The organism is Nostoc sp. LEGE 12447 (genome assembly GCF_015206985.1).
Classification (GTDB): Bacteria; Cyanobacteriota; Cyanobacteriia; order Cyanobacteriales; family Nostocaceae; genus Nostoc.
This window is the reverse complement of record NZ_JADEXT010000037.1, coordinates 43,093-60,591: the sequence shown is the minus strand read 5'-3', so window position 1 is coordinate 60,591 and position 17,499 is coordinate 43,093. Positions and strand designations below refer to the sequence as shown.

The following is a 17,499-nucleotide window of genomic DNA, read 5'->3' as shown; positions in this document are numbered from 1 at the left end:
CTATTAACTACGAAAATCTGCTTCGTTGATTGGTCGTTCTAATTTACGGAACTCTGTCCTAGCTGCTTGCAAGACTAAAGGCATGGTTACGGGTGTTTGTTGCTGGGCGGCGAGAAAGGCGGAGTTTAAGGCAATGTTATGAATGCTACCGCCTGTTAAGTTGAATTTGGCTAATCGGGCAAATTCTAAATTTTCTTTGGGGACTGTTTCGGGAAAGGCTCTTTGCCACATTTTCTGCCTTTCTGTAGGGCTGGGAAATTGGAAGGTGACGATAAACCGCAACCGTCGTACAAAGGCATTATCTAGAGCGTTTCTCATATTGGTGGCTAAAATGGCTAAACCTTTGAAGGCTTCCATCCTCTGTAACAGGTAGTTAATCTCAATGTTGGCGTAGCGGTCATGGGAATCTTTCACTTCGCTGCGTTTGCCAAATAATGCGTCGGCTTCATCGAAAAAGAGAATTGTCCCGCCGTCTTCGGCTGCGTCAAATAGTCGTCGCAGGTTTTTCTCTGTCTCACCAATATATTTACTCACGACTGCGGATAAATCTATACGGTATAGATTCAAACGTAAGTCATTAGCAATTACCTCAGCCGCCATTGTCTTACCTGTACCACTTTCCCCGGCAAATAAGGCACTGATACCAAAACCCCGATTCATGCGTTCCTCAAAGCCCCATTCTTGGTAAACTTTGCGACGTTGCCTTACTTGGTCGGCGATTTGCTCTAAGAGGTTGGTTTCTTCTGGGGGAAGAACAATATCTTCCCAGGTGGCTTTGGGATATAGGCGTTGGGCGAGGGTATCTAGTTGGGGACGGGTGTTGGCTAAACACGCTGTCCAGAGTTCTTTGTGAAAGTTGGGGTCTGTAATGTCGGTTTTGGCTTGGGTGGTTTGAGCGATTTGTTGAATGGTGAGTAGATTGAGGTTGAATTGACTGGCTAATTGGGCGGAAATTTCATTGCTGCGATCGCCCAACATATTTTCCCATATTTGCCTTTGTTCTTCGGTCGTGGGTTTATCGATATCGACTGCAATATTGGTACGCCCAAGGTTTGAGTTAATTTCTCGACTACTTAAAAATAACAGTCCATTGCTACGAGAAAGGAACCGATGCAGGGATGGGGTTTGAGCTTCGGGTATTTCCTGTGCGTCTATGTAAAGGATGATGGGTAATAATAGGCTTTCCCTCTCCCATAGACGCATTAAGGTTTCTAACTCTCCTACCTGGGTGGGTAACATTTCCACGGGAAGCCGATAGAGGAAGCAGCCCAGACTTTGGGCGGCTTGTTGGGCGATTAATTGTTTACTGGCTGAGTCTGTGCCTAAAAGTTGGATAATTAGCGATCGCTGTGGTGATTGACGCAAGTAAGGAACTATCTCGGCGATGACTTGCTGTTGGGAAGGTGGTAATTCTAGTCCTAAGCCTGCTGTATCTAAAGGCATAAGCAGAGGTGTCAGGCGATCGTCTAAATAATTTAATCCTTTTAAGTAATTGACTACGCGCTCATCTGCCCGTAAAGCACTATGGGTCAACGGTTGCGCGCCTGGTTGATTAATCTCTAGTAGTCGCCAATAACGCAGAGGACGTTCTGGTGATAAAACATCCCAAGCTGGTTGTTCAAATAGGGAAAATACGAGAGCAAAGGTAGGATAGGGTTGATTGAGATTATCTTGGGCTTGGGCGCACAATTTTGCTATCCGGGTATCTAAATCTATAGCTGCACATAGTAATAATACTTGTTGTTCAAATTGAGACAGCCCCAAACGCTGACTGACAATCAGCATTGCCGGGGGTGGTTGTTGGGCTGCGACTATGTGCATATCTTTGGCAGCTTTGGTTACTTCTTCTATCGTAATTTCACTATGATCGGGATTAGATAAGTATTGATGCCCCCGAAATTGCAGCTTGGGTATCCCTGATTGGGGTAATGCTTTTTTCCCTGCTTGTTCTAGCTGCTGTGCTTGTCGTTTGAGACACAAGCGCAACCACACCAAAGCCTTGGTTAAATATTCTTCGTTGTTGTGTTGCCAGCGTTCTAAGTCGTTCATCAGGGAATACTCAATGATACTTCAGGGATTAAAGTCAGGGGAACGGTAAGTGGTGACACGGTATAGTTAACTATCTGGCTGTCTACCCCATCTACACGCAAGCGGGGACGAATTTGATAAGTCCCGTTAGGAATATCAGTGAGGACAAAATCTAAGGTGGTGTTGGCTACGGGGAGTAATTCACGGCCGCTAACTGCTGCAAATGCTGTATTTTGGCTACTGAGAATCAATCCTACTCTTTGTCTTGCTAAGATTGGTGGTGTACAAGTCACCTGGACAATCACATTATTATCAATATCCCGACCGCTAAACGTAATTGTGGATACGACTGGGGCAATCGCTAAAGCTAAACTATTGCTAGTTTGGGGTAATTCTCCAATTTTAGTGACAACAACAGTGATAGTATAAAATCCCGCCGGCCATTGATTAGGTATGGCAGTGGGGAGTGTGAGTTTAATTTCTGTGGCGGTGCGTTGGTTTGCAGCTATATTAATACTATTTGGTTGACTCAGTTGGGGGTGGTTAAATAAGACTTGCACTGTATCGCCATCCCAATTGTTGCCAATTAAAGTTAAGTTATCACCTAAATTCGCCGTTGGTTTTTTTAATAGTGGTTTTTGATAGGCTGGTAAATTTTCTCTCGCAGCTTCAATGACATCAAAATTGATAGTTGTGATGGTGGGATAAGGAGAAATCAAGTCAGCTTGGGTAGTTACCCCGAAATCACCAGCACCTCTAGATAATACTGGCGGTGGTGTTTTAGTAAGGCGAGTGCTATCAATCAACACCACGGAAACTTCATAGGCTGTGGAAATGCGATACTGGGTTTGAAATGTCGTCCACAGTTTGGAGAGTTCATCTAAATTCAGGGGTTGGGTTGTGATGCGTACCTTTTCGATTTGATTACCTAAATCCGCAGTGGGTAAAGCATTTTGAATATCTTGGGGATTGAGAATAGGGTAATCATGAAAAGCGCTCATTGCTTCCCCTAGTAAGGTGTGGCTAGTAGGGTCTGGGTAGTCTTCGTTTTGAGCGTAGGCTGTTAATAAGTAATAAAGATTTAATGCTAAAGGTGGTTGTCCGGTTTCGCCTAATTTTACTTGGGAGGGTAAATCCATATTTTTCCAAGCAGCATTTTCTCTGGTTTGGTAGAGAAACAGATTTACTTGGTCTTTGTTATTATCACCGTTCTGCTCACGGGCTTTATCTAAGGGTTTGGTGGTAACGAGGACACTCCCAGAACCTTGAGAATTGAACCTGCGGTCTAGTATATAGCGGAGGGTGCTAGTGACGGCAGCGATCGCCAAAGCGTTACTCATAATTATTTACCTCCTCGTTGCTTTAAATAGGTTTCCAAGCTCATCACTGGAGGTTCGGGACGTGATGATTTTGGCTGTGATGTGGCGGTTGTAGCTCGAACTTCAATTCGGCCGATGGTGATATTAATAGTAGGAATGGGTGCTGGGGTGGGTGTTGGTGAAGATTGACGCTCATTTAGATAATTTGTAGTTGTAATTTGCGGCGAGATCACCACTTGTGTTTGGTGTGTCGTAATTGTTTCTATAGTCGGAAGCTCATTTTGTGTAGGTTTTGAGCTTGTTGCTTCTAGATGGAGTGTATGTTTTTGATTTGTTGGTGCTGGTGTGACAATGCGTTCATTTACAGTATTTTCCGTAACTATTTGCTGAATTATGACTGGTGGTGAATTTTGGCGTTGAGGTTCAATAGTTGGTGTACTTTTTTGAATGATGACAGTTTGTGGCTGATTTACGGGCTGTGGTGATGGTTCGTGAGGGGTGAACGTTGTTTGGGGAATAGTTGACGACTCAACAAAGTGAAGTTGAGTGATGGGAGATAAATCTGGTGTGCATGGAGTCAGTTGAATGAGGGGGGGTGATTGGGAAAAATTCGGAAGTGGCGATGCTGTAGGCTGGTAATTGACGGATATATCTACACTTTCTCGCCTGGGTACTGCTGGAAATGGAGTTGCTACTACCTCTGTGGGTTGTTCCGACTGGAAATCTTCATTGATTAAGCCAGTAGTTATCCCCATCGGTTCAAATAGAGATGGTAGTCGGGGTTGCACTGTCTCCAGCTGATTCATACTTCTACTAACTAAATTACCGAGATAGTCACTCATCGTCTTACCATCTCCAAATATAATTGCCGTCGATAGGAACTCATCGCCAAAATATCACCCTCTCGCCAACTGTAGGCAGAAGCTAACAGATGTATTTCCCGGAGAGTGCGAATTGCCCAAGCATGAATTTCACTCCAGAAAAATGAGACGATATCAAAATGAGAGTGCCAGTGATGATCGCAAGCTGGACAAGCTAAATCAAGTTGGATATCTGCTAAAGGATCAGCTTTAGCCATAGCTTGAGCGATCGCTTTCATTGTATCGGTACTAAGTTGGACACTAGCAGGAGTTTTGAGTAAGCACCGTTCTAGTAGTGCGGTGGGACTTAGTTGATGCGATGAAGTAGCGATCGCCATTAAATCTAAACTATTAGGTAAGCGTACCTCTAGTTCTCCCCCCTCTACCTGCAACCGAAAAGTCTCTGTTGTTGGTGTGATAGCGACGGCGGTAATATCTGCAATCTGAAAATTGAGTTCCAACTTTTCCCCACACTTGGGACAAGCAGCAACACTCTGCACCTGTGAACCAAAAGTTAACTCCCGTAATGTGAATAATAAGCGATCGCGTTGACCGATGCTCAGGGTTGCTAAATTTTGACTGTCTGGACAAGCCGCAGTTAACAAAGTCAATGCTTTTTGCAGGGGTTGTTGTGTCAATCCCTGCTCCCAAGTTGTTAACAATTCCTGAGATGAGAGTCTACGCATAAAAGAATTCAAAACGCAAAGTAGCGCAAAGGTACGCAAAGAGTAACTTGAGAAGTATAAGACTCCGATTTGATTTTTGAAACCATACTGAGACTGAAAAGCCCGTTTGATTAGGGTTTGATCTAAAGTTTTGTTCAAGAATCAAACAGGAGTCCTATAGATTGTGTGGAGCAATAGCGCAACCCACCACCAAGATCCTTTTTAACAGTCAACCATCAACAATTTTAGAAACTTTCTTCTTTGGGTTCTTTCACTTCGTCATCCCGTTCCCAACCTTCGTTTTCTAACTTAATATTTTGGATAGCAATAGCGTTAGCATTTGCATCTAAATCTGGCAAAGCTTGATATTCAGAAACCCAACAGCGATAAATTTTGTAAGATATTGCTTTTTGTCCTGCTTCATTAAACACATCGATAATAATATCTTTGCGAAAATCGGCGAGTGATACTTCTTTAGTTCTTTGATCTGCTCCAGCTTGGGCATTTTTATAATTCCAAATTTTACTCGCCCATTTTTCAAATTCGAGGTCGTGGGTGACACCACGTTCTAACATAATGGCTTCATACTCGGTACGTCCTGGAGACTTACGTGATGTGCTAGGATCACCACCTTCTCGATGTTTGACAACTTCTGTTGTCCGTTTTAAAGCCCCAACTTTACTAATGCCCGCCACGTATTTACCATCCCATTTCACCCGAAATTTAAAATTCTTATAGGGGTCAAATCGCTGAGGGTTAACTGTAAATTCCATGATTAATTACTCCTTTTTGACTAATTCATAATTCTTCAGAAGACGGCTATCCTAGAGACAAGAAACAGAAGGTGAATTCCCATAAATAAATTGAGTAGCTAGAAAAGAAAGTGGCAGAGCCAAAAACTTATTCTTAAATTTTCTGCTTCCTGCCTTCTGCCTTTTGCCTTTCTTGGTTTACACTGCAATTTGACCTGCTATTTGTTGAATTTTGATGATCACAAATTCTGCCGGTTTGAGAGGAGCAAAACCAACTACGATGTTGACAATTCCCAAATTAATATCGTTTTGGGTAGTGGTTTCGCTGCTGCACTTGACAAAATAAGCTTCTTGTGGAGTGCGTCCTTGGAATGCTCCTTGGCGGAAAAGATTATTCATGAATGCACCGATATTTAAGCGAATCTGCGCCCATAGGGGTTCATCGTTGGGTTCAAATACTACCCATTGTGTCCCCCGATAGAGGCTTTCTTCGATGTAAAGAGCTGTGCGGCGGACAGGAATATATTTCCATTCGGAGGCGAAGCGATCGTCTCCTTGTAAGGTACGCGCACCCCAAACGATACGTCCCACACCAGGAAAAGCTCTTAAACAGTTAATTCCCAAGGGATTTAATTCGCCGTTTTCCGGGTCTGTTAAAGGTACACTCAACTGGGGTACACCAACTAAATTTGTTTCTAGTCCGGCTGGTGCTTTCCAAATCCCTCTTTGGGCATCAGTCCTAGCAAATATTCCGGCTACTGCTCCACAGGGGGCAAAATCTTCTATTTGTTCACCAAGTAGGGGATTTGGCTGTTTCAGGCGGGGGAAAAATACGGCCGCATGATTGCTACGTGTACCGACGTTATCTATATTATTTTTCGCATCATCTTTAGTTCTCCAGTTCTTCGGCGCATCAACTATCAAAAAAGCCCGACGTTTTTCGCAGTAAGCAGCCGCTTCCGCAATTAAACTAGAGTCGACATCTGGATCGCCATCTATATAAGGTGGGATGCACAGCAAGTTAAACAAGTCAACTTTTTCTAAGGCGTAGAGTCCTTCTTTCTGAGTTTGACCAGTTTCAGGAGGAGAAAAGCTATTTTTAATTAAGTTGACACCATTGGATGCTGCTTTGGCATTAGTTGCATTTTGTACGGCTGTTTGTGCAGCTTGAATATCGCCTGGTACTTGGGGATCTGCTTTTTTGGCTTCTGCTAGTTGTTTTTCTGCTTTAGTTAAATCATCGTCTAGGTTTTTAACAGCATCAGCGTATGCAGTCGTAGCATTGTTAATATTAGTTTGTACTGGTGGGTTGGCTTGCTTGGCATTAATCAGGGCTTGGAAAGCTGTATGTGCGTCTGCGATGGCTGTGGGTAAGCTATTTGGTAATGTGCAACGAACCAGTTTTGATTCATTTTCTAAGACTTTATTAATACTACGGGGTTTGTTGGGGGCGATCGCCAGATTTAAAAACTTCTCTTGTGTCCCCCCAGGAGTAAGGTCCCGAATCGTGAGATTGAATAAGTCCGTTTTATTCAGTCCCATTTGCTTGGCGACTGCTTCGGAAACCTCTACATCAACTGTAGCTCGCAGATTTTCTCCCCATCTTCCTTGATATGCGGCTTTTAATGTTAATCCCGCCACTGCAAGTGGAGATTTTTCCTCCTTGTTTTGTTCTCTTTCGTATAGGCGCACAATAATCGCTTGTGAACCACCATTTAGGTAGAAATCCCGTACTGCATAACCTAAACTGCTTTCTACCCACAAACCACCAAAAATTCTTTCAAAATCGCTGTAGCTATTGATGGTAATTGGTTCATCTGTGGGGCCACGCAAAGCTCTGCCAATGAAAGCAGTAATTGATGTGGCTACACCTGTAATTGTACGTACACCACTGGGAATTTCCTCAATATATACACCTGGATATGTTGGTGTTGTCGGCATAACAAATAGTCTCCACTGCAATTAATGAAATCGAAAGTCGAAAGTTAATTACTCTCTCACTCAGCACTCAGCACGGGCTAAACGCCCCGCTACCGCTAACAGCACTTTGCTATAACTTGTCAGACAATTTTGGATTTAGGATTTTCGATTGATTTCATCGATAAATCCGAGGCTTGTTACCATCAAGGAATTATTGGTCAATTATCATGTCCGCATGGAACCCGAAGCACTCTACCCAGTGAGTTTACGGTACACATACGAAAATTATTCATTCCATCCCTAAAAAAATGCTATTTTCTCGCTCTCTCTCAGCAATCACATCTACGCTAGTACAAATTCGACAAAAATAAAGCCATTATCTGGAAATGGACTAAAGACTTTAAGAATAAAGCATTCTCACTGCTGATTGTTGCTTTTTGCCTTTTTGTAGTAGCTGCCGGGCAGTTATAAACTTCAGATATTGTTTTTGAGCTTCAGTGTTATCACACACAGTGTATATCAAAGCAAAATTAGTGGCTGATTAGATTTATTTGTAACAAAAATCATAAAATATTCAAATAAAAACATGAAAACTAAATTAGTATGGGTTTGCACATAAGATGAAATTGGAACAACGAAGTTACAAAGGCTTCAGGCGACAGAATTCGCGCCTAAAGCATCTGTCAGAGGTAAAGATAAAGTACATTTTGTCAATCAGTTAAAATACCCAAAAACCTAAATGAAAATGATAATTGTGCGCGAGGTAGGGGAATAATAAAGTTCAACAATTTCTGTTAGGCGCTTTACCCCGCTCCTAGCATCCGTCCATGAATCGCTCGATTGCTTGTACGCCTTGCTCACGCTATGTTATTACTAGAGCGATCGCTCCACTGGATGCCAAAATGCCAAAATTGTTCAGGGTATTCTCCTATACTCCAACTCCAGAAGCGTCAATAATTTCTCTTCCACAGCAGTAAGATAAGGCCGATTTACCTTCCCCAACGACTGCAACAGACTTTTGACTGTCTCCTCCAACGAATCGGAATACACCCGACTAATGCGATCGCTGATTAATTGCATCTGCTCACACTCGGCAGGCAGGTAGTTGTAAGATTTAAGGTGCTGCAAACCAACGGTGTACTCACCATCCCAGGTTCTGACGGTGCAGCTAAATTCACCCACATGGTTTACAATGCCCCAACACCCGCCCTTACCTCTGAGTTCGGGGTTGTCTTTTGCAAGGATTTGGCATACTTCGCCTAACTGGTAGGTGTTGGGTGCTTGGGTGCGTTCCATTATTTGCTGCACTACATTTTTAACGATTCTAGCTGGTGGCACTTTGCCCCCTGCCTGCTCCACTGCTTTTACCCACACTTCCTGCTGTTCTTGAGGTTCAAGCTTTGTCATCGGTCTTACTTGTCCCTCTGCTGTCGGCAAAATGTGATCAAATTGATCACAAATTTCAACCAAGTTATCAAAAACAGTAGCCGCATCCATTAAAAGATAAGACTGGCGACGACTATGCCCAAAGCGATCGCGACAATAATCCTCAAACGTGCGGTGACTTGAACGGTAAAGCCGACGATCGCGCAATTCTGCCAGTGCCTTACCTGCCTCAAAAAACGCCCGTTCCACTTTCCGCTCCAGGTGCAGGCGATCGCTTTGCTCCTCTTGGGTCAACTCTGTTACTTCAACAGCGCTAACTGTAATTGTTGCTGTAGCTGGGTTTTCTTCTTGGGAGATATCTTCAAGGTCGTGATCATCTGGCGGTGTGCTATCCCTGGATGTGGCAGAGGTGGCTTTTTTGCGCTTAGAGGATGGTTTAGTCATAATTCCACCTCTTGAACAGTACTTGAAGAGTTAACTTTCAGGCTCTTGTCCTCATTTACCTCTACCCATAGCAGCTTCCAACCATACTTGTTTTCCATATTGCGGCACTTCTCTTTCCTCTGTTGCAGCGTGCCGCGACTCTAATTTTTCTTGGTACTCATGCCCTACTCCACTTCAAGAGAGCAACGCTAATGCTACAGGCTTGATTAAATTTAAAGCGATTGCACTCATGCTGCAATCATCCCACTTGCATTTGTGCTTTTTGAATTGAGTGTGCTGATTTTGCCTTCTTTGACTTCATCAGCTACTTGAACTACTTTTTGTTCCTTCTCAGAACTTCCACCATCCTTATCAGGTACGCGAACTAGCAGATCGCCAACTTCACACTCCAAAATCTGACATAACTTGTCTAATGTCTCCAAAGGTATTGATTTGGCTTTGCCATACTCAATTTTCTGAACATTAGCCAACGACATTTCAAGTCTTCTTGCTAGCTCATTCTGCGAAATTCTTCTTTCGTTTCTAATTTCTTTAAGTCTTACTTCCACGGGCATGAGTTGAATTCATATAAATAGATTAACCTACTTTTAGTAGTCTATCTATCAATAGTATTTATTGTAAGTAGCTCAATAGATAACTAACTATCATATAACTATCTATTGTCTTACCTACTAATAGTAGGTATTATAGTAATAACAAAAGACGACACCCCAAGCCTGGTAAGCAAAAGCGTCGTCTTTTGAACCCTTTACAGGAATCTATATCATGACATATCCCAAATACACACAGCAAGCCCTCTCTCGTTACACCGTCCCGCGCCTCAAAAGAATCGCTGCCGAACGTGGCGTAACACCTACTGGGGACAAAAGAGCGGCTGACACCTGGGTAAACGCAATTATCACTGACCAATTCACTAAGCTTCAGAAAGTTGACAACCAAGCCCTCGCCCAAGCCGAACTCGACAGCTACATCACTGACCAAGCCCAAGCGATCGCTCCCGAACCCCTCACAATAGTCGAAATCTCGTTTGACCATCATGAATATTATGCTGGTAATCAACTGATAGCCAGCATCACCCACGACGATAATCTAACCCAGCCTTGGGTAGTCATGGTCAACGATAAAGAATTATTTCGTGCCAACACTCTAATGCGTTGCGATCGCTTCATCTGCACTCACTACAAAGACGGTTCATTACCTGTGCAGGAACAACTTGCAACACCATGCACGACTGAAAACCAAATCATGGCGCATATCTTCAACGAGTGCCAAAATTACGGGTTTGAAATTCTCAATGATGGCATTTACAACAACAACGGCGTGAAACTGGGGCAAGTCGGATGCACTGACAGGAACTGGTGGGTGAAGAGGCGTTATTCAGTCCAGCAACAGTATTCTAACTCGGTCTATGATGCAGTGCGTTCATTGTCGATGGTGGACGTGTCTACTGATAGTAAATCCATTTTTGATGAATATTTTTTAGACCAACCCTTAGAACAGCTAACTGGCGATAAATTGCAACGACTGCTGGAGAGAACGGAGTTAGTCACAGCGTAATTCAGAAGTCAGGAGTCAGGAGTCAGGATTCAGGAGTGATTAAAGAAACAAAGAGCAGGGTGGAGAAGTTAATAAAATCTGCCTTTCTTTCTCCTCTTTTTCCCACCTCTCCCCAAAATTCTGACTTCTGAATTCTGGCTCCTGAATTCTTCTTTCATTTTCCCTTCATTGACCTATTCATCTATGCAACCCACAATCTCGATCCCTCAACACTGGCCCTACCCTCGCTTTAACTTGGAACAGCGTACACAACAGGGCATCATCTTGGGACTTTATTACTATCCCTCTGGTAAGCTAATCAGCATTTAAGCTGCAACATAGCTGAAATTACCTTTATGTTTTATATTCCGATGCCACCTAATCACTAACTCGCCTTGATTCAACAGCTTATCTAGCAGTGATTTTAATTCATCTACTGATTTAAATAACCGATGAGCAATATATTCTTTACATGAATGCCAGACTAACTCGATAATGTTGTAATCAGGGCTGTAAGCGGGCAAGAACTCTAGAACAAAATTTGGGAATTCTTCAGATATTTTAGCTAGAACATCTTTGCGTTTATGAAAACTAGCATTATCTAAAATTAAAATAATCTTTGGCCCATATTTCGCAAAATCCTCACCAAGGTTTCCTTTGCTTAACCATTCTTGCTTAATTAATTCATTTAATTGTTGTAATTGCTCATAAAAAATATCTGCGTTCCCTTTTTTGACAAAAAAGCATACTCGTTTTCGGTCTAGTTCTCTGATTGCTCCCATTACATTTACTCGACCACAACGCCGTTGACCTGGAACATTCTTGCGTTTTCCTTTTTTACCCCAACCCTTGCGACGAATCACGCATAAACTAAAACCGCTCTCGTCCCAAAACCATACCTGTAAACGCTCTGGTTGCTCTCGCGCTATTGATAAATATTGAGTAAGTTTCTCTTTAAACTTCGCTCTTTCAATAGGATTTTGTTTATCTTCTAGGTCATATTTAGCCCAGATATAACTATACTTTTTTCTCTTTAATATCCTCCTAACCTGAGAGCTACTTAAATCAATTCCTGTTTCTTTTGTTAAATATGTGGCTAATCTTTCTGCCGTCCATCTGCCGAAGTCGTAGCCTAAATCTGATGGTTCTTGGTCAACAGTTTTTAATAACAGTTCAATATATTCAGGAGTCGCTTTTCGATAATGTTCATACTCTCTTTTATTATGTAGAGTTTCTAGCTCATCTGGATCACCATGCATACACCAATATGCCACTGTTCTGTGCGAACAGCCTAAAAATTTAGCAATTTCGTGTTGCGGTTTCCCATCATTCTGTAGCAGAATAATTAAAATTCTTTCCCTGACGTGTGGTTTGTCGCTCTCTTTTAGAGCTTGCTGTAAGGAGCTAACTTGTTCTGGCGTTAAAAAGTTCTTGGCTGGGGGCGGCATCGTCGCTTTTAAACGGCTTCATCTTCTTATTATGCAACTTAAGTGACGATTAGCTTACAGAGTTAGCTGAACAATTTAATGATGGCTGGCGTTATGTATTAATGCCCAACAAAAATTCTGATGAAATATCGTACTTGCAAGAGGGTCAAATCCAACCGCTTACACCAGAAGAATTATTTTTAGAAATTACCGCAGAGATTGAGTTTTATCAACAGCAAATCTCTATTCTGCAACAACAGTTAGCCGTATTAACCGGAGGTTTCACAAATGCCTAAGACAGTTGACCCCAGTTTTGACCGCAGAGCCAATCATTTGCTGCGTTCGATTCAGCTTTGTGGTGGTTGCGTTCCATTACATCGGTTGCAATTCCAATTCTCAGATTCAGTTATCCAAACTCTGCTGGATAAAGAACTGGTGCAAATACAAAACACTGGATGCGGTTTTTTGTTGGAGATTGCCGAAGATTTTTAGGTTATTAATCCCAGAGGAAAAAGCATGATTGACTACGTTAACGCACTTAAAACCAGTTGGTATATTTCCCCGCCTTGGGGTCAAACAATTCCGCCCGTTGAGGTAAATTTACTGGAGAGAGTTTACCTGAAAACTACGAGAACATTTGGTTACTGTTCTGGTGTCCAGTGGAAATATGAATGCTGGCTTTATACAATCATTTGTGGTAATGAAATTGTTCACGCTACAGAACATCAAATCATTGGGACTGGTCAATTAGAAGCTCTCACGGTGCAAAAACCTGCTTTTGCTTTAGGACAGAAAATAATCCTATGTTCTTATGGTGATGACACAAAGAAACGGCTGATTTTAGGAGTTGTACTTGTGGATAAGTTTTGGTTTTACCTAGTCGAATTAGTATCGCCAACATTGGCTGAAACACCAACTATACTTAATCGTTTCTCACTGGTTGGCGAAAAAAGTTTGGTGCGAGTGAATGTCTAATTCTCTCTAATCAACAACGAAAAATTATCACCCAACTAAAGTTATGTCACAAATCGAAGTAGCTCAAATTATCGAACAAATAAAGCAAGAGATCACTGTTGACTCTAATAGTATAAACAAAATCAGTATTAGGGCAGTAGAAAGAATAGCTGGAGTGAGTAACGGAACAATTTGTAAAACTTTAAATACATTTAATTCAGAACCTTCAAAACTGGCACAAAAAATCCAATTGCAAGGCATAAGTATTGATTCTTGGCGCATTAACGGTATATCTGATGATGTCATTTATTTAATACTTGAATATTATGCCTTTGAAGCTGGTAAACGCTGCACTAAAAGGGCAAGGCAAGCTATTAAGCATTTTAGCAAATACAAAAATTTTGATGGTTTGGTTGATTCGGAATTTACCGCAGGACAGTATTCTCCAGAAAACCAAGTAAAACTTTCTCTTATCGAAAAGGTTGAAAAAATGTCTCATCCCGTAGTTGAAGTCAATACTCCAGTTGGAAAAATAGACATTTTGACTGATCGTGAAATCATAGAAGTTAAAAAAGCGTCTGCATGGAAAAGTGCTGTAGGACAAATATTAGTCTATGGGCATTACTATCCTAATCATCAAAAAAGGATTCATTTATTTGGAAAGTGTTCTGTAAGCATTAAACAAATCATTCAGACTCATTGTGACCAATTTAATATTCAGCTTACTTGGCAATAGCTCAACTTTATAAGCCTACTAACTTTCATTATGGCTTCGATTATTACTACAACTATTCACTTTTGAAAAAACCAGAGCAACGATTATGTCACAAATCGAAATCATTCAAATCATTGAACAGATAAAGCAAGAAATCACTATTGACTCTAACGGTCATGGTAAAGCCACTATTCGGGCAACTGCAAGACTGGCAGATGTACAAGATTCTTCGCTTCGTCGTGCGTTACTAAGTGCGGCACTGGAACCCTCTGCATTAGCCCAAAGCCTTATACAACAAGGATTTAGCCCTGCGGCACTGGAAACCTGGAATCAGGGAATACCTGATATGGGTGTTGCTGCCGTTATTGAATATTACGCTTTTGATGCTGGGCGGTACTGCAAACAGCAAGCCAGACTTGTATGCAAAGCTTTTAACCGGATCGGTGTTCGTGCCTGGATGCAAGACATTATGGGCTGGACAAAACCTGCTACTCAAACACAAGAACAACCCTCTACACCAACTCTCCCCCCAGTTGAACAGCGATTGCATACTCTTGTTTTGGCCATGAAAACTTTAGCTGAGTTAACTGGTGGCAGACTCAACCCATACATGGAACAGCAATTCAAAGACTATGCCGGGAATCTTCTGGCTGAACACAACAGGAAATTGCTAACCCCTTCAGAAGAACGCTGGTTAGGGGTTGTGAATTTTGCTGAGATTGAACTTGGAAAAAAAGTCCCCCTGAGCGGCACTTACTATCGGGGACACTTGGGCACATGGGTTCGCACGTTTTACCCACATCTGGGCGATCGCCAAGAAACGCGATTGGTTAACGGCGTTCAACAGCCCATCTATGTCTACGCTTGTCACGATCCGGCTGTTGCGGCTGGGTTGACCAAAGCTATAGAAGAATTTTTCGCTCATCCCAGTCCTGGTGCAGCGCTAAGGCAGGCAGGAGCTTTCGCTAGTAAGAAAGCTGTAGTTACTGCTTAATGGTCATTGGTCATCGGTCATTGGTCATTGGTAATTGGTCAAGCAGAGCGATCGCCAAGTAATCAAGAATTAAGACTTTTACAACAAAGGTAAATTTTACCTTGAGGGGAAAAGATATGGAACTCGGCTACTTCCAGAAAGATGTACTCATTGAAAAACTAGCTAAGAAATTCTACGCGATCCAAGGCTATGTAGTCCCCGAATCATATCGGATGCAATCAGCTACACATCCAGCAGAAAGAGCGTGTGTGGCTATGGCTTTCACTGCAATCGAAGAAGTTGAATTTGAACTTGCGAACGATGACGATACAGAAATTATCAAATGGCAGCGAGGGCAATCTCTGAGTGAAGAATGTCAATACTACTTTTGCAAATATGAGAAATTTACTTTAACACTATTGACTTCGCTACATACAAATATGACTCGTGTAGAACTTTATTTAGAGAATACAAGGCTTTACGTTTCTGAAAAAGCAATCAGCCCTCAAGAAGCAACAGAAGAACTACAGGATTTTATTACCACACTTGCTGCACAATTACAAACTTTGAACCGAATTGAGTTTTAGGAGTATTTATGAAAGTCGTAGTTCAAGTAGTAGAAAAAATCATTAGTGAAGCCCACATTCACATTCCTGATGGACTCACAGAAGATGCAATCAAACACCACATCGTTGGACTTTATAACAGTGGCGAAATAACTCCTGATTTAAATATATTTCAGGTTGATTTTGAATCTATCAGCGCAACGATTGTTCAACAACCGCAGGAGGCAGCATGACTGTTACACCATTACTAAAACCTCAGACAGATGTTCTTGAAACAGGAACCCGACATCCACTGAACTTTTACGAATCACCTTCATGGTTCACAACTGAACTACTGCGCCATGTTCCGTTATCTGGTGTCATTGGTGAGCCTTGTGTGGGGCATGGAGCGATCGCCTCATTACTATCGGTGTGGCCCTACACCAAGCAAATGTGGACGAACGATATTGATCCACATAAATCGGCTGATTCCCATCTGGATGCAACACTATCCGAGTCATGGGCTAGGTTTCCAGAGTGCGATTGGATCTGCACTAAATTTGCTGCGCCAATCATCAAAAATGCTTACCAGAAAGCGCGTGTGGGTGTCGCTGCATTCCTATTAACCAGCTTTCTCGAACCCTGTGATGATCGGGCTGATTTCTTGCAGCAGCATCCGCCGTCACTTGTAATCATCATGCCGCGCTTCTGTTTTCGCAAGGATAAACGGGGTACTCGTTGGGCGACAGATAATATCACCATCTCGTGCTTTGTCTGGGACAAACGCGCAACAGGGCAGCAAATTATTATTCGTCCCAAGTCGGCGATCGCTGGGTTTTACAAAAATCCAGAACAGGCTATTTCACAAGAACGGGCAGAAGAAATTGTTCAAGCGATTGCCAAAGGAGAATTATGCAACAACTAACTTTATTTCCCGAATCTGCTCCTACTTTACCAGTCAACTATTATCCAGAATTTCTGAACAAGGAAGAAGCCGACGAACTCTACCAACATTGCCAAGAACTGCAATGGCAGCAAAACCAAATCAGGATGTTGGGTAAAACTATGCCCGTTCCGCGTCTGGAGTGCATTTATGGCGATGAAGGCTGTGATTACCTCTACTCCAAGAGTGTACTGCTCAAACCATTACCTTGGACTTCATCGCTGGCCCAACTGCGAGATAGGATTACTGCGGCTACTGGCTACAGCTTCCGCATTGTCATCGGCAACCAGTACAGGAGTGGACAAGACAGTATCGGCTGGCACAACGACAATGAAGCTTCGATGGGGCTAAATCCTGCAATCGCATCCATCAGTCTGGGTTCAATGAGGAAATTCCAAATCAAGCCCATCGGGGGTAAGCCGACTGACTTTTGGCTGGAGCATGGGAGTCTGCTTGTAATGCTTCCAGGCTGTCAGTCCACACATCTGCATCAAGTTCCGAAGACCAATAAGGTCGTTAGTACACGGATTAATCTAACTTTTCGACCGCACGTTGGAGGTAAGAGATAAAGGCATTAGTGGGACAACGAAAGGGATCGGTTTGATGGGACTGCTGCTTTTAACAGATGAGGATATCTTGTTAACTACCTCGAACGATTGAGTCAATAGAGAATTTAGGATATTTACCATCAACAGAATCTATACAATTGCATGACAATTGTAGGGCAATTGTAAGAAAATCTCGATATAATTTTAGTACATGAGTACTAACAGACGCGCAGAGCGTATTTTTGAATTATCTCAGATTTTGGAGAGCCTTATGCCAGAACGATATATGCTTTCGATCACTTTGTCAGAAAAGGCTTACGAAGAATTTCGCCTTGTAGCTACGTGGAAGAAAATTCCTATTGGTACTTTAATTAGACAGATTTTAGAACGAGAACATGAAAGCCAAGCTTTTGGAGAGCTGGTCAAACGAGCATCTGCTGACGGTCAAACGAATGCTTCAGAAGACTAAACCAAGCGTTTTTAG

20 protein-coding genes are annotated in these 17,499 nt (G+C 42.4%); 11 read left to right on the top strand and 9 right to left on the bottom strand.

The window, feature by feature from the left end:
• Positions 1-3: 3 nt before the first annotated feature.
• From IQ274_RS27760 to IQ274_RS27725, 8 genes are all read right to left on the bottom strand, one after another.
• Positions 4-2,049 (bottom strand): ATP-binding protein, encoded by a 2,046-nt coding sequence (locus tag IQ274_RS27760; RefSeq protein WP_190964224.1) that lies wholly within the window; start codon positions 2,047-2,049, stop codon positions 4-6.
• On the bottom strand, positions 2,049-3,368 hold the full coding sequence (locus tag IQ274_RS27755) for a DUF4255 domain-containing protein (RefSeq protein WP_190964223.1): 1,320 nt from the start codon (positions 3,366-3,368) through the stop codon (positions 2,049-2,051). Before IQ274_RS27755 ends, IQ274_RS27760 begins: the two co-directional genes overlap by 1 nt.
• A 2-nt stretch (positions 3,369-3,370) precedes the next feature.
• The gene (locus tag IQ274_RS27750) at positions 3,371-4,189 is read right to left on the bottom strand and encodes a hypothetical protein (protein ID WP_194144103.1); all 819 of its coding nucleotides are present in this window, start codon (positions 4,187-4,189) and stop codon (positions 3,371-3,373) included.
• Positions 4,186-4,893, bottom strand: a complete 708-nt coding sequence (locus IQ274_RS27745) for a phage baseplate protein (protein WP_190964221.1) — start codon at positions 4,891-4,893, stop codon at positions 4,186-4,188. The genes IQ274_RS27750 and IQ274_RS27745 overlap by 4 nt, the downstream gene beginning before the upstream one ends.
• 224 nt (positions 4,894-5,117) lie before the next feature.
• A complete protein-coding gene (locus tag IQ274_RS27740) occupies positions 5,118-5,645 on the bottom strand; it encodes a phage tail protein (RefSeq protein WP_199346473.1) in 528 nt (175 codons plus the stop codon).
• A 177-nt stretch (positions 5,646-5,822) separates the two neighbouring features.
• Positions 5,823-7,565 carry a phage tail sheath subtilisin-like domain-containing protein gene (locus IQ274_RS27735; protein ID WP_190964220.1) on the bottom strand — a complete coding sequence of 581 codons (1,743 nt, stop codon included), beginning with the start codon at positions 7,563-7,565 and terminating at the stop codon, positions 5,823-5,825.
• Between the two features lie 894 nt (positions 7,566-8,459).
• Positions 8,460-9,374, bottom strand: coding sequence for a hypothetical protein (locus tag IQ274_RS27730; RefSeq protein ID WP_190964219.1), 915 nt, complete (start codon positions 9,372-9,374; stop codon positions 8,460-8,462).
• 227 nt (positions 9,375-9,601) lie between these two features.
• Complete coding sequence (locus IQ274_RS27725; protein ID WP_094346501.1) at positions 9,602-9,928, bottom strand: helix-turn-helix domain-containing protein; 327 nt, start codon at positions 9,926-9,928, stop codon at positions 9,602-9,604.
• A 211-nt stretch (positions 9,929-10,139) separates the two neighbouring features.
• Here IQ274_RS27725 and IQ274_RS27720 point away from each other — a divergent pair, with 211 nt between their 5' ends.
• Positions 10,140-10,931, top strand: coding sequence for a hypothetical protein (locus IQ274_RS27720; RefSeq protein WP_194144102.1), 792 nt, complete (start codon positions 10,140-10,142; stop codon positions 10,929-10,931).
• Between the two features lie 305 nt (positions 10,932-11,236).
• Here IQ274_RS27720 and IQ274_RS27715 read toward each other — a convergent pair whose 3' ends face one another.
• Complete coding sequence (locus IQ274_RS27715; RefSeq protein WP_194144101.1) at positions 11,237-12,358, bottom strand: IS630 family transposase; 1,122 nt, start codon at positions 12,356-12,358, stop codon at positions 11,237-11,239.
• Positions 12,359-12,459: 101 nt separating this feature from the next.
• Here IQ274_RS27715 and IQ274_RS27710 point away from each other — a divergent pair, with 101 nt between their 5' ends.
• From IQ274_RS27710 to IQ274_RS27665, 10 genes are all read left to right on the top strand, one after another.
• Positions 12,460-12,633, top strand: a complete 174-nt coding sequence (locus tag IQ274_RS27710) for a hypothetical protein (protein WP_228058401.1) — start codon at positions 12,460-12,462, stop codon at positions 12,631-12,633.
• On the top strand, positions 12,626-12,829 hold the full coding sequence (locus tag IQ274_RS27705; protein ID WP_194144100.1) for a hypothetical protein: 204 nt from the start codon (positions 12,626-12,628) through the stop codon (positions 12,827-12,829). The genes IQ274_RS27710 and IQ274_RS27705 overlap by 8 nt, the downstream gene beginning before the upstream one ends.
• A 24-nt stretch (positions 12,830-12,853) precedes the next feature.
• A complete protein-coding gene (locus IQ274_RS27700; protein ID WP_194144099.1) occupies positions 12,854-13,312 on the top strand; it encodes a DUF1392 domain-containing protein in 459 nt (152 codons plus the stop codon).
• A 43-nt stretch (positions 13,313-13,355) separates the two neighbouring features.
• A complete protein-coding gene (locus IQ274_RS27695; protein WP_194144098.1) occupies positions 13,356-14,027 on the top strand; it encodes a hypothetical protein in 672 nt (223 codons plus the stop codon).
• 85 nt (positions 14,028-14,112) lie between these two features.
• Complete coding sequence (locus tag IQ274_RS27690; protein WP_194144097.1) at positions 14,113-15,000, top strand: hypothetical protein; 888 nt, start codon at positions 14,113-14,115, stop codon at positions 14,998-15,000.
• Between the two features lie 116 nt (positions 15,001-15,116).
• Complete coding sequence (locus tag IQ274_RS27685; protein ID WP_194144096.1) at positions 15,117-15,566, top strand: hypothetical protein; 450 nt, start codon at positions 15,117-15,119, stop codon at positions 15,564-15,566.
• Positions 15,567-15,574: 8 nt separating this feature from the next.
• Positions 15,575-15,778 (top strand): hypothetical protein, encoded by a 204-nt coding sequence (locus IQ274_RS27680; RefSeq protein WP_194144095.1) that lies wholly within the window; start codon positions 15,575-15,577, stop codon positions 15,776-15,778.
• Positions 15,775-16,449, top strand: coding sequence for a hypothetical protein (locus IQ274_RS27675; RefSeq protein WP_194144094.1), 675 nt, complete (start codon positions 15,775-15,777; stop codon positions 16,447-16,449). Before IQ274_RS27680 ends, IQ274_RS27675 begins: the two co-directional genes overlap by 4 nt.
• Positions 16,437-17,036 carry an alpha-ketoglutarate-dependent dioxygenase AlkB family protein gene (locus tag IQ274_RS27670; RefSeq protein ID WP_194144093.1) on the top strand — a complete coding sequence of 200 codons (600 nt, stop codon included), beginning with the start codon at positions 16,437-16,439 and terminating at the stop codon, positions 17,034-17,036. Before IQ274_RS27675 ends, IQ274_RS27670 begins: the two co-directional genes overlap by 13 nt.
• A 250-nt stretch (positions 17,037-17,286) precedes the next feature.
• Positions 17,287-17,484, top strand: a complete 198-nt coding sequence (locus IQ274_RS27665) for a hypothetical protein (protein WP_228058400.1) — start codon at positions 17,287-17,289, stop codon at positions 17,482-17,484.
• The last annotated feature ends 15 nt before the right edge of the window (positions 17,485-17,499 follow it).

Coding starts and splice junctions, on each gene's coding strand:
- IQ274_RS27745 (WP_190964221.1), bottom strand. CDS start 4,893: ATGCGTAGACTCTCATCTCAGGAATTGTTAACAACTTGGGAGCAGGGA.
- IQ274_RS27735 (WP_190964220.1), bottom strand. CDS start 7,565: ATGCCGACAACACCAACATATCCAGGTGTATATATTGAGGAAATTCCC.
- IQ274_RS27670 (WP_194144093.1), top strand. CDS start 16,437: ATGCAACAACTAACTTTATTTCCCGAATCTGCTCCTACTTTACCAGTC.
- IQ274_RS27695 (WP_194144098.1), top strand. CDS start 13,356: ATGTCACAAATCGAAGTAGCTCAAATTATCGAACAAATAAAGCAAGAG.
- IQ274_RS27675 (WP_194144094.1), top strand. CDS start 15,775: ATGACTGTTACACCATTACTAAAACCTCAGACAGATGTTCTTGAAACA.
- IQ274_RS27700 (WP_194144099.1), top strand. CDS start 12,854: ATGATTGACTACGTTAACGCACTTAAAACCAGTTGGTATATTTCCCCG.
- IQ274_RS27685 (WP_194144096.1), top strand. CDS start 15,117: ATGGAACTCGGCTACTTCCAGAAAGATGTACTCATTGAAAAACTAGCT.
- IQ274_RS27705 (WP_194144100.1), top strand. CDS start 12,626: ATGCCTAAGACAGTTGACCCCAGTTTTGACCGCAGAGCCAATCATTTG.
- IQ274_RS27755 (WP_190964223.1), bottom strand. CDS start 3,368: ATGAGTAACGCTTTGGCGATCGCTGCCGTCACTAGCACCCTCCGCTAT.
- IQ274_RS27740 (WP_199346473.1), bottom strand. CDS start 5,645: ATGGAATTTACAGTTAACCCTCAGCGATTTGACCCCTATAAGAATTTT.
- IQ274_RS27715 (WP_194144101.1), bottom strand. CDS start 12,358: ATGCCGCCCCCAGCCAAGAACTTTTTAACGCCAGAACAAGTTAGCTCC.
- IQ274_RS27760 (WP_190964224.1), bottom strand. CDS start 2,049: ATGAACGACTTAGAACGCTGGCAACACAACAACGAAGAATATTTAACC.
- IQ274_RS27720 (WP_194144102.1), top strand. CDS start 10,140: ATGACATATCCCAAATACACACAGCAAGCCCTCTCTCGTTACACCGTC.
- IQ274_RS27730 (WP_190964219.1), bottom strand. CDS start 9,374: ATGACTAAACCATCCTCTAAGCGCAAAAAAGCCACCTCTGCCACATCC.
- IQ274_RS27690 (WP_194144097.1), top strand. CDS start 14,113: ATGTCACAAATCGAAATCATTCAAATCATTGAACAGATAAAGCAAGAA.
- IQ274_RS27710 (WP_228058401.1), top strand. CDS start 12,460: ATGCCCAACAAAAATTCTGATGAAATATCGTACTTGCAAGAGGGTCAA.
- IQ274_RS27680 (WP_194144095.1), top strand. CDS start 15,575: ATGAAAGTCGTAGTTCAAGTAGTAGAAAAAATCATTAGTGAAGCCCAC.
- IQ274_RS27725 (WP_094346501.1), bottom strand. CDS start 9,928: ATGCCCGTGGAAGTAAGACTTAAAGAAATTAGAAACGAAAGAAGAATT.
- IQ274_RS27750 (WP_194144103.1), bottom strand. CDS start 4,189: ATGAGTGACTATCTCGGTAATTTAGTTAGTAGAAGTATGAATCAGCTG.
- IQ274_RS27665 (WP_228058400.1), top strand. CDS start 17,287: ATGCCAGAACGATATATGCTTTCGATCACTTTGTCAGAAAAGGCTTAC.